This is a genomic window from Shewanella maritima (assembly GCF_004295345.1).
Classification (GTDB): domain Bacteria; phylum Pseudomonadota; class Gammaproteobacteria; order Enterobacterales; family Shewanellaceae; genus Shewanella; species Shewanella maritima.
In genome coordinates this window covers 508542-525028 of sequence record NZ_CP036200.1, presented here as the reverse complement: position 1 = coordinate 525028, position 16487 = coordinate 508542, and the positions used below count along the sequence as shown (strand labels likewise).

10 protein-coding genes are annotated in these 16487 nt (G+C 44.5%); 9 read left to right on the top strand and 1 reads right to left on the bottom strand.

Annotation, left to right across the window (positions count from 1 at the left end; translation table 11 throughout):
* Positions 1–43 precede the first annotated feature (43 nt).
* The 6 genes from EXU30_RS02240 (at position 44) to oleD (ending at position 8038) form a co-directional block, all read left to right on the top strand.
* The gene (locus EXU30_RS02240; RefSeq protein WP_242620297.1) at positions 44–1297 is read left to right on the top strand and encodes a chemotaxis protein; all 1254 of its coding nucleotides are present in this window, start codon (positions 44–46) and stop codon (positions 1295–1297) included.
* Positions 1298–1314: 17 nt separating this feature from the next.
* Entirely contained in the window at positions 1315–2736 is a 1422-nt protein-coding gene (locus EXU30_RS02235) for a methyltransferase (protein WP_130597614.1), read from the top strand.
* Between the two features lie 250 nt (positions 2737–2986).
* Complete coding sequence (locus tag EXU30_RS02230) at positions 2987–4036, top strand: 3-oxoacyl-ACP synthase III (RefSeq protein ID WP_130597613.1); 1050 nt, start codon at positions 2987–2989, stop codon at positions 4034–4036.
* Between the two features lie 44 nt (positions 4037–4080).
* Entirely contained in the window at positions 4081–4959 is an 879-nt protein-coding gene (locus tag EXU30_RS02225; protein ID WP_130597612.1) for an alpha/beta fold hydrolase, read from the top strand.
* A 155-nt stretch (positions 4960–5114) separates the two neighbouring features.
* Positions 5115–6884 (top strand): olefin beta-lactone synthetase, encoded by a 1770-nt coding sequence (gene oleC / locus EXU30_RS02220; RefSeq protein WP_130597611.1) that lies wholly within the window; start codon positions 5115–5117, stop codon positions 6882–6884.
* 98 nt (positions 6885–6982) lie between these two features.
* Complete coding sequence (gene oleD / locus EXU30_RS02215) at positions 6983–8038, top strand: 2-alkyl-3-oxoalkanoate reductase (RefSeq protein ID WP_130597610.1); 1056 nt, start codon at positions 6983–6985, stop codon at positions 8036–8038.
* Positions 8039–8297: 259 nt separating this feature from the next.
* Here the strand turns inward: oleD and EXU30_RS20215 are convergent, their stop codons facing one another.
* Positions 8298–8468 carry a hypothetical protein gene (locus EXU30_RS20215; RefSeq protein ID WP_165398949.1) on the bottom strand — a complete coding sequence of 57 codons (171 nt, stop codon included), beginning with the start codon at positions 8466–8468 and terminating at the stop codon, positions 8298–8300.
* A 1053-nt stretch (positions 8469–9521) separates the two neighbouring features.
* On the opposite strand from EXU30_RS20215, the gene EXU30_RS02210 reads away from it, so the two are divergent.
* The 3 genes from EXU30_RS02210 (at position 9522) to EXU30_RS02200 (ending at position 16438) form a co-directional block, all read left to right on the top strand.
* A complete protein-coding gene (locus tag EXU30_RS02210) occupies positions 9522–10589 on the top strand; it encodes a porin (protein ID WP_130597609.1) in 1068 nt (355 codons plus the stop codon).
* Positions 10590–10639: 50 nt separating this feature from the next.
* On the top strand, positions 10640–13765 hold the full coding sequence (locus tag EXU30_RS02205; RefSeq protein WP_130603183.1) for an ExeM/NucH family extracellular endonuclease: 3126 nt from the start codon (positions 10640–10642) through the stop codon (positions 13763–13765).
* 75 nt (positions 13766–13840) lie between these two features.
* Entirely contained in the window at positions 13841–16438 is a 2598-nt protein-coding gene (locus EXU30_RS02200; RefSeq protein WP_130597608.1) for an endonuclease, read from the top strand.
* Positions 16439–16487 lie beyond the last annotated feature (49 nt).

The window sequence follows — 16487 nt, the reverse complement described above, 5'->3', positions numbered from 1 at the left end:
TTGTTATACTTACTAGTATGTTGCAAGTTCGGGGGAGAGTATCATGAATGCTAGACCGTTTTCAGCTTTGGTACTGATAAAAGATCGCTGCATGAGTTTGTGGTTGGCTTTGGCGCTGCTGGTTAGCGTATCGGGCTGTTCGCTGTTAGAGGTGAAATTGGAAAGTGGAGTAGAGCCGCTGACCCAGGAGCAACTCAACATGCGCCTGTTCTCCCGTGAGTTTAGCTACCGTTTTTATACTCAAGTTGAAACAACGGCAGACATGATTGCTGCTAACACTGATGACAAACAAGTTATCGCCAACACGCTTATGTGGAAGATCAACGCTGAGCAGAATGTGCAGCGGGCGATTTTTCAGGCTGCGCCCGTTGCAGCAATGGTCGATACTTGGGTGTTTACCGAACAAATGCACCAGTTTTTCGCAACCGGCAACGGCAGTCAGGCTTTTGGTGAGCAGCAGCAATTTGCTATCGATGCCAGCCGTGCACTTGCCGATCAATTCGCCAAGACCATCAAAGGCTTTATTAATAATTCTCGCTTTGAACGTAACTATGAATTTGTAAAGCAATACGTTGCAGCCAACCCCATCAATGACTTTAGCTTTAGCCGGGTATCAGCCTTTGATGAATGGTTAAGTTACAGCAATATCAATGAATTTGAAGCAGTCACCACCTTTGGCACCATGCCAGAAGTAATGAGTGATATGTCTGATCGTATGGCGATGACCACAGAACAAATGCCAAAGATTTTGGGCTGGAAGGCTGAGCTGTATGCGCTGTATGCAGAAGTTGGCCCAGAAGATATTGAAATCGCGCTTAATAATATGAGCGAAACGGCAAAGCGTTTTCAAACCCTAATGGAAAACTCACCTGAAATGATGCATCAGCTTGCCGCTGATTTGCGCGTTGAGTTAACGCCCTTAGTCAATGAGTTAAGCCTAGTGGCAGATGATAAACTGGCGCAACTTAGTAAAGAGCGTGAAGCCGTGAGTTTAATGATCGTGACTGAGCGTCAAGCGATTGCAGAAATTATTGCCTCAGAGCGCGCTGCAGCGATGCAGGAGCTTGATGTGCTGTCAGCCAAAACGGTTGATTTGGTATTTGAAAAAGTCATTGTCACCATTAAAAGTGTGATTTTGTATGTCATCTTGTTCTTATTAGTGGTATTTTTCGCGCCTTTAGGGTTAGGTGTTTGGTTAGGCAAGCGTATGGGTTACAAATCTGCGCTTGAAACCGTCAAGGCTGCTGCTAGCACGTCGGCAGACACTAACTTCACAAAGCAATCTAATTCAGATTAATTTTGAGTATTTCATAAATGACGGCAAGCCATTTTCAACAGTCTTTAACCGAGTTAAATGAGGTGTTGGCAAGGTTTGCTTATCTGTGGCAAGTACAAGCTTTTTCAGCCAAGCAGTTGCCATGGCAAAGTGAGTTCCCTACGTTAGCTAAACAGGTTTGGCAGCTTGCTGATGATGACATTGATGAGCTAGATGTAGACCAAGCAGCCTTGGTTGAGTACTTTCTACCTGCATTAGCTCAAGATGTCGCGCTAACAAATGCTGAGCAATTAGCACTGAGTAAGCTGCTTGTGCAAGGCGCTGCAGCTAATGGTGACGATAACAGCTTGTACGCGTTTGCTGATAGTGCACCTGTTGATAGCGTGCCGTCCGCGAATGAGGGCGATCTTGCTATTAACGAAAGTGAGCTAAGTCATTTTAGTGCTGGGATAAAAGGGCGTAAGTGGCAGCAAATTACTCGCTTTGCAAGTGAGGTAACCGCTAGCCGCTATTATCTACAAACCAAGCAAAAAGCCCATCCACAAACAAATCAAATAAGCAGTCGACAAGTCGGTCAGCAAGCGAATCTGCAAGCGAGTCAACAGCCCAGCTCAAGCGCACAAGTTGAAAGTATGTTCGAATGGTGCGCAGGTAAAGGGCACCTCGGACGTTTGCTCGCTAAGGTAACCGACAAACCAGTTCATAGTCTTGAGTGGCAAGCGCAGCTTTGCGAGCAAGGTCAGGCCTTTGCTGATAAATGGCAATTATCGCAAACGTTTAGCTGCGCCGATGTGTTCGCTCTTGATGCTAACCCGCTTAAAGCCAAGCAGCATGCGGTAGCTCTGCATGCCTGTGGTGACTTACACGTTGAGCTGCTGCATCACGCCGTTGATGCCAACACCCAGGCTGTGTCTATCTCGCCCTGTTGTTATCATTTGATCCGCAATGCCAATTATCAGCCTTTGTCTGCTATTGCTAAGCAAGCAAAGTTTATTTTGTCAAAACATGACTTACAGCTGCCGCTGCAACAAAGCGTGATTGCTAACCCTAAGCAGCAACAGTTACGTCATCAAGAGATTGCCTGGCGTTTGGCCTTTGATAGCTTGCAGCGCGACGCAAGAGACTGCGATGACTACCTTCCTATTCCCAGTGTTAAGCGCAGTCAGTTAAGTGGCGAGTTTAGTGACTTTTGTCAGTGGGCGGCAAAGGTAAAGTCTGTTGCCTTACCTGAGCGTGTTGATTGGCAGCATTATCTTAAACTTGGTCTGCAGCGACAGCGATTAACGCGCCGTATCGATTTGATCGCTCATTTATTTAGAAAGGCATTAGAGCAGTATTTGGTGTTAGACCGTTGCTGCTACATGGAAGAGCATGGTTATCAGGTAACTGTGTCGCTTTTTTGTTCAGAGCAGATCACACCCCGAAATACGCTTATTCAAGCGCAAAAAATGAGTCGTTAAGACTACTAGGCGTATCTTTCACCTTAAGCTGCTGTTTCTGTTGCTTTATTCTTATCAACTCTTGTTGACTCGAGGGGGCGTAGCCGCTGTTTGAGTAAGCAAAAATGAAAAAATATACCAAATAACACAGTGTTTATACCGTTTTTGATTGAATATTGTGGTTAATCTTGTTCAAATGGCCGGTTATTGAAATAACACTAATAAAAGCCGCTGTTAAAGCGGTCAAAAGTTAAGCGAAAATTACGGTTTAATGAAATACTCCCGCGTTTTTATCAACAGCCTAGCGTATGAGCTAGCGCCGCAAGTGGTATCAAGTCTTGATCTTGAAAACCGTCTTGCTCCACTTTATCAGAAGTTTCGCATTCCTATGGGGCAGCTTGCTGCGCTAACGGGTATCAAAGAGCGCCGCTGGTGGCCAAAAGGGCATCGTCTATCTGACGGTGCTATTGCTGCTGCTCGTAAGGCCGTGAATGAAACTGGGATTAATGTTAGCGACCTAGGCGCGGTAGTTTATACCGGCGTTTGTCGTGATCAGCATGAGCCTGCTACCGCTTGCCGCGTTGCTGCTGAGCTTGGCGTGTCAAAAGACACGGCAATTTATGATATCAGTAATGCTTGTTTAGGCGTGTTATCTGGCATTTTGGACATTGCTAACCGTATCGAGCTTGGACAGATTAAAGCTGGCATGGTGGTGTCGTGTGAATCAGCACGAGATATCGTTGATGCCACAATCGATCGCATGCTTGAAGATCCAACCATGCAAAACTTTGCTCAGTCACTAGCAACCTTAACGGGTGGCTCTGGCGCTGTTGCCGTGGTGCTAACCGACGGTTCATTGCCGCTGAAAACTGAGCGTCAGCATCAGCTACTGGGTGCAAGTCACTTATCTGCACCAGAGCATCACGAGTTATGCCAATGGGGCCTGCAAGAAGCGGGTCACAACCTTTACCGTGAGTTTATGCGCACCGATGCAGTGAATTTACTGAAAGAGGGCGTTGAGCTTGCCAAGCACACTTGGGATCACTTCTTAGCGCAGCGTGATTGGGTTGTGGAGCAGGTGGATAAGGTTATTTGTCATCAGGTTGGTGCGTCTAACCGTAAGCAAGTGTTGAACGCGCTTAATATTCCTCACAGTAAAGAGTATCCGACTTATGAATCGCTGGGCAATATGGGCACAGTGTCACTACCGGTTACTGCTGCTTTAGCCCACGACAATGGATTTATTCAGCGTGGCGATCAAGTGAGCTTCCTTGGCATCGGCAGTGGTCTGAACTGCATGATGTTAGGCATTAAGTGGTAAGTAAGCCACTTCAATAGAAATAACAATAAAGATTTAGGGAAGTCATGTTACAAGACCTGATGCCATTTAAGCAGAATTACCTCGACTTAAATGGCAATAAAATGCATTACCTTAACGAAGGTGAGGGCGAGCCTGTCGTCATGGTTCACGGCAACCCAAGCTGGAGCTTTTATTACCGCAATTTAGTGAGTGCGTTATCTGAAAATCATCAGTGCATTGTGCCAGACCACATTGGTTGTGGTATGTCTGACAAACCAGATGATGCCAATTATGACTATACGTTAAAGCAGCGCATCGACGATTTAGAAACCCTGCTAGATAGCCTAGGTGTTAAAGAGAACATCACATTGGTTGTGCATGATTGGGGCGGAATGATCGGTACCGGTTTTGCTGCTCGTTACCCAGAGCGTATCAAGCGTCTAGTCTATCTCAATACCGCAGCGTTCCATCTACCTAAATCAAAGCCTTTTCCTTGGGCGTTATGGATTTGTCGTGATACCTTGCTAGGTACAGCGTTAGTACGCGGTTTCAATGCGTTTTCATCGATTGCATCTTACGTTGGTGTAAAACGTAAACCTATGGATAAAGCGACTCGCAAAGCTTATGTCGCGCCATTTAATAACTGGAAAAACCGCATTTCGACGTTGCGCTTTGTGCAAGATATTCCGCTAAAGCCTGAACATCGCAACTATGATTTGGTTACCGAGATTGGCGATAGTTTAAAGCAGTTCCAGCAAACGCCAACATTGGTATGCTTTGGTTTACGTGACTTTGTATTTGATGCGCATTTCTATGCCGAGTGGCAAGAGCGCATGCCTTACGCCGAGTTCCATGAATTTGCTGATTGCGGTCACTATATTCTTGAAGATGCCAGTGAAGAAGTGATTGGCTTGATCAAAGGTTTTATTGAAAAGCATCCTTGATACTGTGCTGCTAAGGCTTGATTCAGAATAGGCTTGTAGAGTTTAGAATAAGCTCAAGAATGAATAATAAGCCAAAAAGTGACAGCGCAAATCAAATACAAAATAAGGGCTCTTCGGAGCCTTTTTATTTAAACCCTCAACCTAATGCCACGTTTATGACTTCTACATCAACATCTGCCAACATCTGCCGTCACCTTGCTCACGCTGCCGAGCACACGCCTAATGCACTGGCTGTAGCGGTACAAAAGGCGCAATCAAATGGTGATTATCGCTATCAAGAGCTTGATTTCGCCAAGTTGCATCGCGAGTCAGACACTATTGCACTTGGGCTTGAGCAATATGGCATTGTCAAAGGCATGAAAGCTGTGCTGATGGTGACGCCAAGTATTGAGTTTTTCAGTTTGACCTTTGCATTATTTAAAGCTGGCATTATCCCAATTTTGGTTGACCCTGGCATGGGGATTAAAAACCTAAAGCAGTGCTTTGCTGAGTCTAAGCCTGATGCCTTTATTGGTATTACTAAAGCGAATATCGCAAGAAGGGTACTGAAATGGGGCAAGTCGAGCGTCACTAAGGTGGTGAATGTTGGCGGCAATGGTCTGACTAAATTGTTGACGGGCGGTATTGAGCTGCACGAGCTTGCAAAGCTTGGCGAGCAAGCAAATGCCAAGCGCGCTGAGGCATACCAAATGCAGTATTTAGCGCCTGATGAGTTGGCGGCAATCTTGTTTACCAGTGGTAGCACAGGTATCCCTAAAGGTGTTGAATACAGTCACAGTATGTTTGAAGGGCAAATTGATACCCTAAAGCTTGATTATGGCATTAAACCGGGTGAGCGTGATCTGGCCACCTTCCCATTGTTTTCATTATTTGGCCCGGCATTGGGCATGGCGTCAATTGTGCCAGATATGGATGCATCCAAACCTATTACTGCTAACCCAGCGCACCTATTTGCCGCAATCGACAAATACCAATGTAGCAATATGTTTGTCAATCCAGCGCTGCTTGAGCGTTTAGGTCAGGCTGGGCGAGGTGATGCGTTAGAAAAGCAGCACAAACTTAATAGCATTCAACGGGTTATTTCAGCAGGTGCGCCAGCAACCATATCTTCAATTGAGATTTTTAGCCGTATGCTTAACGACGATGTTGAAGTGCTTAACTCTTACGGCGCAACTGAATCGTTACCTATCAGTATGATTGGTAGCAAGGCATTAATGGGTACCACAGCTATTACCGATAATGGTGGTGGTATTTGTGTTGGTCAGCCAGTTGATGGTGTTGATGTGCAGATCATCGATATTCATGAAGACGCCATTAAGCAGTGGGATGACACCCTAAGCTTACCCGCCAATCAAATTGGTGAAATTGTGGTAAGCAGCAATAAAGTGAGCCAGCGTTATTATCAGCGTGAGCAGGCAACGATTGATTCTAAAATTGAAGATGCCAATGGTCGCAAGCGTCATCGTATGGGAGATGTGGGTTATCTTGATGATGACGGCAAATTGTGGATGTGTGGCCGAAAAGCACATCGCGTTGATGCAACGCTAAGTTTGAATAGTGAAGAGTTAGGCTCTAACGGCAACGAACTAGACTCTAACAGTAAGCAGCAATCAAAGCGTTTTTACTCCATTCCTTGTGAGCGTGTGTTTAACACATTAGAAGATGTTAAACGCAGCGCTCTGGTTGGCATTGAAGTTAACGGTAAAACCGTGCCACTGATTTGCGTTGAGTTAGTCAAGCAACCTAACTGCAGCTCGGGTAAAGCATTGTATGCCTCATTGTTAAGTATTGCTAAGCAGCATGAGCATACCAAAGGTATTACTCGCTTTTTAATCCATCCTGATTTTCCTGTTGATGTGCGCCACAATGCTAAGATTTTCCGCGAAAAACTTAGCGTTTGGGCTCAAGCGCAATGGAAGGAATAGAGAGTGGAAGGAATAAAAAGTGGAAAGAGCAAATAGTTTCACAGCGTTAGAGTTAGTCTCAGTTGTAAAGTGAATAAAGCAAGCAAAGGAACACCTTAATGAACGCGTTAGTTTTACAAAATCTCACTGATATCGAGCAGCAGGTTTTAACTGATCTGGCGAGCCGTTTTAAAAAGGTATTAGTGACTGGCGCAGGCGGCTTTTTAGGTAAAGCGATAGCGCTGCGTTTACATTGCGCCGGCATTGAGGTGGTGGGTTTAGCTCGCGGTGAATATCCACAGCTAAGTGAGCTTGGCATTGATATGCGCCGCGGTGATATTAGCAAGCTTGCTGATGTTAGCAACGCAGCGAAAGACTGTGATTGTGTGTTTCACGTTGCCTCAAAGGCGGGAGTGTGGGGCAGTAAGCAGAGCTACTTTGCGCCTAATGTTGATGGCGCGGCTAATGTTATTGCTGCCTGCAATGAGCACAATATTCAATACCTGGTTTATACCAGTACGCCGAGTGTGACCTTTGCTGGGCGTGATGAAAATGGCGTAAATGAATCTGAACCTTATGCCGAAACCTATTTAAATCATTATGGCGAGTCAAAAGCTGTTGCTGAGAAGATGATGTTGGCTGCTAGCACTGACAGCCTTAAAGTGACAGCGCTGAGACCGCACCTAATTTGGGGGCCTGAAGATCCGCATCTAGTGCCTCGGGTTATCGCCAGGGCAGAAGCAGGGCGCTTAAAGCTGGTGGGCAAGCAAGACAAGTTAGTTGATACCATTTATGTGGATAACGCTGCACTCGCGCATTTGCAAGCTGCGCTAGAGCTTACCAATCAAGCAAAATGCGCCGCAAAAGCTTATTATCTTAGTAATGATGAGCCAATTACCATGGCCGATATGCTTAACCGCATTCTTGCTTGCAAACAATTGCCACCAGTGAGTAAACGCGTGCCTGCGGGGCTAGCATTTGCTGTTGGTAGTATCCTAGAGTCTGTATATCACGCATTGGGCAAACAAGATGAGCCAATCATGACGCGGTTTGTGGCAAAGCAGTTATCTACTAGCCATTACTTTGACATATCTGCCGCAAAAGCAGATTTTGATTACCAGCCTATCGTGAGTATCGATGAAGGTATGCGCCGTTTGCGCCAGTGGTTGTCATAAATTGCTGCTATTCAATAAAGTGGTGATTTTGTTTTCAGCCCTAAACCACCTACTTCAGTAGGTGGTTATCATTTGTTTAGGCTTTGCCTGTAAATTCTAGTGTTTTCCAAAACTGGCAGCTTTGATTGTTGGCTTATGCCGCAATGACATTTAAAGCATGCAGCAAGCACATCCCCCTCTTTGTTTTCACAAGAATGCTCGACGAAAACATCCTTATTTTCAAAGACTTTAGATGTCATTACCACTCTAGTCGATAGCTTCAACCGATGAAGCTAGACTCCCTTGTTGGGAGCTCACACAAAGCCTGCTTCTTCAGAAGGTGGTAATTTACTGGTGATGGCAGCTTTGTTGTTATCGCTTTAATGTCGTGTTTTCCAGCAGTTTGCGTACCGTTGGCTTTTAGTACATCGACAGATGCTATTGTTTCCACAATCTATTCCCTACATCTAGCACTATATCAATGTGCTTACTTTGTCCTGTTAACTAAGGGCATGTGGCTTCGTTTTAATCTCACAGCACTAGACCACACAAATCTGAGCTAAATCGCTTTTTACTGGCACCTTTTAGGCTAAAAAACAAACAAAATTCAGGGGCGATTTGCGTTTTAGCTCGATTTTTGTTCACTGTTCTTGAATTGGGATAGTTCCGTTTGGTGGTTGTTTTAATATAATTCTTTTATTTTTATATGGTTATGGTTCTTGTGTTTGTTACAGTTCTTTAGTTTGTGCTAATAAATGTGTTTTTATTTTTTATTGTTTTTGTTTTTGGTTTAATTGGCTTGGTTTTATAATGTATTAAATAAACATGTTGTTATGCACTTGTATATTAAATATTAACTTCATAATTTTGTTTTAAACAGGTTAAAAATTGTTCTATTAGATTTATTTAATAAAAATTTAATCAGTTAAAAACCACTGGCCTCTCATTTCATACCTATTTTTGAATATAGCGTTTTATGCTGTCATTTTGTTAAAAACTGGTGGTATAAGCTGCTTTGTCTTTTTATTTGGTGCAACATACCGTTAACTTTGCTTGTTCATGCTGTTTGAAAACTTTGTTGTGTAAATGTGTCAATAAGTTTGCTTGTTTTTGTGACTTTAATCACTAATTTTACTCTTGTTATTAAACCTGTGCTTTTCTAGCATTGCGTTGTTGATATATAGCGCCATTTTTAATTCTAATTTTAGAAGTGTGCTGAAGGGGTTTTATTTTTGTTAACCCACAATTGTTTGCTTTTTATGGGTCAACGATTTTTGCTTCTACGTATTTTTGTTGTGATTTTGTGAATGGATTCGGGGTCGTTTTGATTACAAATTCGCACGCGCTTCTTGTTGTTAAATTTTTGTGTTAACTCACTTTAGGAAATATTGGCAATTCCAATTAGTGTGCTGGTTAATAAATCAACAACTCAATCAATAATTATTATGCCAAATCCCAACCTCGTATGACGGTTGGCATTTACCAAAAGATGGAAATACACGCGATGCTAAGAAAAACTACCGTTGCAATCGCCCTAGCTTCTCTGTTCAGTGTTGGTTCAGCAACTGCTGTGTCTCTAGAGCAAAGTGATAATGGGGATTACATTCGCTTATATGGTGAAGTAGGTGTAGGTGGCCATTTTGCTACCAATGCAGATTATAACCATGACGAATTTTATGAAGCCAAAGGCTATGTTGATGACAGCTTTGCCACCATGGGTGTGCGAGGCGAGCGTAGCAACTATATTTATCGCCTAGAGCTAGACTACCAGCGCCGCAACTGGAAAGGTGGTGATGGCGAATTCGAACTAGCGATCGACAAAATGTATGTTGGTTACAAGTTTGACGATGTTCACTGGATTGAGCTAGGTCTTACCGATACCGCGTTCGACCAGTACGACCACTATGGTGACTTCACGTTCAACAAAGCTGTTGAAACAGGTGAAGCAGGCGACCAAGAAAACACAGTTAAGTACGAAGCACAGTTTGATCATTTAGTTTACGGTGCATCTTACTCGTATGAAGGTAAGCATAAGAATGGTTCGCCACAAGGTGACATTGTTAATGGTTATGTTGGTTGGTTAAAAGACACAGTGACGTTCGTAATTGGCCTTGAAGCTCGCGCTGGTTCAAATGGCGAATCAAAATACGGTAAGCAACGCCTACTAGGCGCTGGTGCTCGTTGGCAAACAACTGAAAACCTAGCCTTCGGTATTAACGCTTTTGTTGAAGATGAAGACTTAGCAACACGCCGTGCTCCTGGGATCGGAAGCGAGTACGTGTACCTAGAGTACGAAACATTCCGCAACTATGGCCTGACGTTGAGCAGTAAATACGTGCTTAATGAAAACTGGGAAATCATTACCTCTGCAAACCACGAACAGTATGAAAACTGGGACGTGGAAAGCCCTAACTTCGATTACACAGAACTACCTCCTGAATATGGCAAAGACCGTCAGTGGGTAAGTGCTGGTTTCAATTACCGTCCTGCACGCGACATTGTTCTTTCATTGGAAGGCCGTTTTGGCGAAGCGCCTGAAGCTGCTTACGCCTATGCACGCATGTACTTCTAATCGCGTTGTAACTTATTGAAAAATTGCGCTAAGCAAATATCGAGATAATTATGAAAAAAACACTTTTATCACTAGCAGTAGCTAGTGTATTCAGCGCGAGCGTACATGCTGGTGTTGAAGATCTATTGATCACTGAAATGGTGCAAAAAGACTATGGTGCTGAATTAGGCGCTGTAGAAATCACTAACACCCATGCAACTGATGCATTTACCTTTACCGATGACACCGCAGTGTACATTTGGGGTAACGGTAAGTACGAAAACCAAATGCTAAATGCAGATGGCCAGCCACTTATGAGTGGTTTGACTGTTGATGCGGGTAAATCTATCGTCGTGATCAATAAAGATGCTAGCGACGAGTATAAGAAAACGATTACCGACAATGGTGGTAGCTATGTTATTGGCACAGGTCATGCTGATACCAGTTACACCGACTTTTTCTTGAGCGGTAACGACGGTTTTTACATTAAAAATGGTAGTACTGTTATTGACCGTGTGGGTGATGCCAGCGATACCAGTGTGTGGGCGCCTGATACTACTTTACGCCGTCGTAAAGACGCTGATGGTAATGCACCTGCGCAAACGGGTGACTTTGATGCTGCCCAGTGGGAAACAATCAGCCCACTTGATACTTCTACCGTTGGAGCTCCAAACCTTGCTGACGCATACATCCCATTCGTATGTGAGAACCTAACAGCAATTTCTGAGGTTCAAGGTGAAGGCAGTGCTTCTCCAATCGCTGGCCAAGATGTTGTCGTTGAAGGTGTGGTGACCGCTGTTGTTGAGTTGCCAAGCAAAGGCTTCTTCTTACGCGATATCGAATCAGACGGTAACCCACTGACATCAGACGGTATATTCGTTAAAAGCAGCAGCGCTGATGACAACATGGTTGGTCGCACAGTATGTTTAGGTAGTACCGTTGCAGAATCTTACGGTCAGACTCAACTTGCTGCTGAAACATGGGAAGTGACTAACAGCGATTACACTGCTACCACACCAACTGACATTGAAGTGCTTGAGTCAGACAATGGTTCATTCGAAACAACGCTTGAGCGTTATGAAGGCATGCTAGTTAATCTGCCTGAAGATATGAACCCGCTTGAAGAAGGCAATCAAGACATGCGCGTTTCGCGCAGCTTCAGCTTCAACTATGACAGCTACCGCAACAACATTACACTTGCTTATAAGCGTCCTAACTTACAGCCTAACCAGCTTAACGTAGCAGGTAGCCCAGAATCATACGCAGCTGCTGAGCAAAATGATGATTACCGCTTAATCATTGAAAGCTCAACCAAAGCACCAAATGGCGTTATTCCTTACTACCCTAACTTTGCTGTAAACCCTGCAAACAACTACATTCGCATCGACGACAGTGTAGTGGGTATGCAAGGTGTCATTAGCTATAGCTTTGGTGATTACGCACTGACGGTAACTAATGAGCTAAACGACACTAACTTTGTTCATAATCGCCCGCGTACTGACAGCCCTGATATTTCTGAAGATGTTGAAGCGGACCACTTCGCTATTCGCGTAGCATCACAAAACTTGTTCAACTACTTTAATTCGCCATTTGGTGGTGATCAGAACCAGTTTGGTCAAAGCCGCGGTGCAGATACTCAAGCTGAATTCGACAAGCAAAAAACAAAGCTTGTTGAAGCTATTCGTGCGTTAGACGCTGACGTTGTTGGCCTAATGGAAATGGAAAACAACGGTTTTGGTCTTAAGAGCGCGGTTGCTGACCTAGTTAACGAAGTTAACGTTTACTACAACGACGAATACGCTGATAACTACGACAAACCATACTCAACCGAAAACCGCTATGTGTTTGTTGGTTTTGACCACAATGGTAATCAGATTCTTGATGAGTTGGACGCGCTTGGTTCTGACGCAATTGCAACCGGTATTATTTATCGCCCAAGCAAGATGAGTGTTGAGCGCACTCGCGTTGTGACTATGCCACAACAAAAAGCGCCAACCATTGTTAACGACAATAACGAAGTTATTAAAGACAACAATGATGAGATCCTTGAAAGCGGTCAAAACTACCACCGTGATGCGCTGGTTGTAACTTTCGTTATTAACCAAACGGGTAAGCGTTTAACCCTTGCTGTAAACCACTTTAAGTCTAAAGGTTCTACTTGTTGGGAAGACTGGCAAGGTGTGGAATTTGGCGATGCAACTAAGTGGACTGAGAAAGCGCCAGACCCAGATTTCCAAGGTTCTTGTTCTGAGTTCCGTATTGCTGGTGCAGTGCAACTTGGTGATGAGCTAGAGAAAATTTCAGGCGACAAGATCATTCTTGGTGACTTAAATGCTTACGCAAAAGAAGATCCGCTACTTGTACTGACTGAAAATCCACGCAATAAAACGCTAACGACTGCTAGCTACACCTACGTAGGCACCAAGCCACAGTTCAATACCGACGGCACGCCTGTCAACATCACCAAAACTTATGGCTACGTTGATATCCTATCGAAAATTTTCGATGAAAAAGGCAAGTACGGTTGGAGCTACTCGTTCAATGATGAAGTAGGTTCTCTTGACCATATTCTAATCACTCCGTCTCTTGAAAGCCGCGTGATTGATGCGACTGACTGGCACATCAACGCCGCTGAGTCGAATCTTTACGACTACAACGACGAGTACAAGCCTGAAGGTCATAACTTCTACGCAGCAGATCACTTCCGCTCTTCTGACCATGACCCAGCGTTAGTGACATTAAGTTACTTACCGGGCGAGGCTGACAGCGGTCATGCTTTACATCTAACGCTCCTAAACAAGCTTATGAAGGTGCCTTATCAGGTTCCTGCATCTGCCGGTGCGCTTAAAGGTGATATCGCTAAAGTGAAGCTAACCCCATCTGACGACAAAGCTCAGTTAGACCTTAGTCAACTTGTTGAGCCAAACGTTGTACTGACAGAAGACGGCCAAGCAATGGTTACCTTCGAAGTGTTTGGTGCACCTGCTGCACACTACACAGCGAAAGTATACCTAGAGCGTGATGGTGCAATGGTTGCGGGCTCTGAGCAGAGTTTATCGATTCAGGTAGCCAAGCGTGATTCTCTAGTCGCTGAAATCAAAGAAGAGCAGCATGACAATACTGGTGGTAGCACTGGTTTCTTCAGCTTGCTTTCACTTCTTGGTTTAGCAGCGCTACGTCGCCGTAATCGTAAATAACAAGGATTTAATGACTTGTGCAGCGCTCAAGAGTTGAGTGCTTGCACTGGTCATTCACAAGAAAAAGATACGACTATGAATAAAAAAATGACAACAGTCGCTAAAGCGGTAGCTTTATTAATGGCGACTGCATCTACCGCAGCACAAGCTGACTTAGTGATTACTGAGTATGTTGAGGGTGGTGGCAGCAATAAAGCAGTTGAGATTTCTAATTTAGGCTCAACAACTATTAATTTGGATGCTGCACAGTATGTGTTATCCCTTCACTCAAATGGTAAAACTGAGGCTGGAAATACTGCAACATTAACAGGCATGCTTGAGCCAGGTAAGAGCATTGTTTACCACAATGGAAGTGCAGACGAGCAGTTCAAAGTAGGCATTGAATCAACGGTAACCTATTTTAATGGTGATGACGCGTTAACGTTAACCAAAGACGGCGCTATTATCGACCGTTTTGGCAAGCTTGGCGAAGACCCTGGTTCAGAATGGTTAGACCCAAATGACAGCAATTTCTCAACCAAAGATAAAACGCTGCGCCGCAAGGCAAGTGTTACTACTGGCGATGTGAATGCTACAGCTGACTTTCCTGGTGCCAACAATGAGTGGGTTGTGTTTGATAAAGACACCGCTGATGGCTTAGGTTGTCCTGGTGAAGGTGCTTGTAGTGTTGTCGTCGAGCCTGGTGTGCTGTTAATTACAGAGTACATTGAAGGTAGTGGCAGTAACAAAGCTGTTGAGTTGTCAAATGTAGGCGGTAGTGAATTAGATCTCGATGCTGCGGTTTATCAAATTGGCTTGTACTCAAATGGTGCAACTGAGATTGGTAACAACGAAATTCTAAGCGGCAAGCTTGCTGTTGGTGAGTCAATCGTGTTCCACAATAGTGGTGCTAATGATGAGTTTAAGATTGGTACGGCGTCAACAATTACCTATTTCAACGGAGATGATGCGCTGGTATTAACCAAAGATGGTGCCGTGATTGACCGTTTTGGTAAATTAGGCGAAGACCCAGGCTCGGCTTGGACAGATCCTAACGACGCTAATTTCTCAACAGCAAACAAAACCTTGCGCCGCAAAGACAGTGTGACAGCCGGTGATACTGTTGCAGATGCTGACTTCCCTGGCACTGACAATCAATGGGTAACTTTTGACATTGATACGGCTGATGGCCTAGGTTGTGCGGGTGAAGCAGCATGTGGTTCAGAGCCTGATCCGCTTCCATGTAACAATTGTGAAATTTTAACGCCAGTAGCAGACCCTGACACCTTCGTACGTGAAGATTATTATTCCAATGTGATCAACGGTGACTTTGAATCTCCTGAAGCTTGGAAAAATGCTATCTCGGCAGCTATTTCTGTAGGCCATGTTGAAATCACTTATAAGCAGGTTTGGTCAGTGCTAACCTACTCAGATGAAGACCCGACTAACTCTGATAACGTTATCGAGTTGTACACGGGGAATTCAATCTCTAAACACAGCAATGGTGGTAACACTAGCGACTGGAACCGAGAGCACGTTTGGGCTAAGAGCCATGGTTTCCCAAGTGAGGGACAACGTGGTTATAAAGACGCTCATCACTTGCGCCCAACCAATACTAAAGTCAACTCTACCCGCAGTGCTTACGACTTTGACAACTGTGCGGATACAGGTACTGAGTTAACCGATGCTCCGGGTAACTACCTTGATACTGCTAAACGCTGCTTTGAACCTCGTGACGAGATTAAAGGTGATGTTGCGCGTATGATTATGTACATGGATACGCGTTATCAAGGTAATGATGATGACATGCCAGATCTCATCGCTGTAGACCGTATCACCACAGCTGATGAAGTGTCTGCCAACGAGCCGCTAATTGGTAAGCTTTGTACTATGTACGCTTGGCATCAGCAAGATCCAGTTGATGATTTCGACCGTCAACGTAACGATGCAGTTTACAAGTATCAAGGTAACCGTAACCCGTTTATCGATAACCCTGAGTGGGTTAAGCAGGTATATGGCGATCAATGTGGTGACCCAGTTAATCCAGAGCTAGATGTTGATGTAATCATCGAAGCGCCAGAAAGCGTTAACGAAGGTGAAGCTTTTGTTGTTGATGCATCTAAAACTGTTGCTGAAGACGGCACCGAGCTAACGTTCGCTTGGGAGCAGGTATCAGGCCCAGAAGTGAGCTTTGATAGCACTGCTAAAGTGCTAAACATCACGACTCCTAAAGTTGATGCTGATACAACGCTAGCATTTAAGCTTGTTGTCTCTGATGGCACATTAGAAACCAGTGAAATGGTGAGCGTAGCACTAATCAATGTACCACTAGAGCTAGATATTAGCTTCAGCGGCGCAACTGTTGTGCCTGAAGGCGAAGAAGCTACCATCACTGCTGCCATAGCAGATGCGCCAGCAGGTCTAACTTATGCTTGGAAACAAGTGTCTGGCCAAAGTGCGGAGTTTACTGCTGATGGGTTAACGCTGAATGTTACTGCGCCAGAGGTCGATATTAACCAAACTTTAGTGTTTGAGTTTACTGCAGACAATGGTGAAGACACAGTGTCTAAGCTGGTTAACCTAGAAGTGACAAATACGCAAGAACCGGGTTGGACTAAGCCTGATGGTGGTAGCCTTGGTGCTGGCCTATTAATGCTATTACCGCTAGCTTGGCGTCGCCGTCAATCTAAGTAGGTATTAGGTCATCTTTTGGATGATTAGCATGCTAATGTCAGCAGAGTGA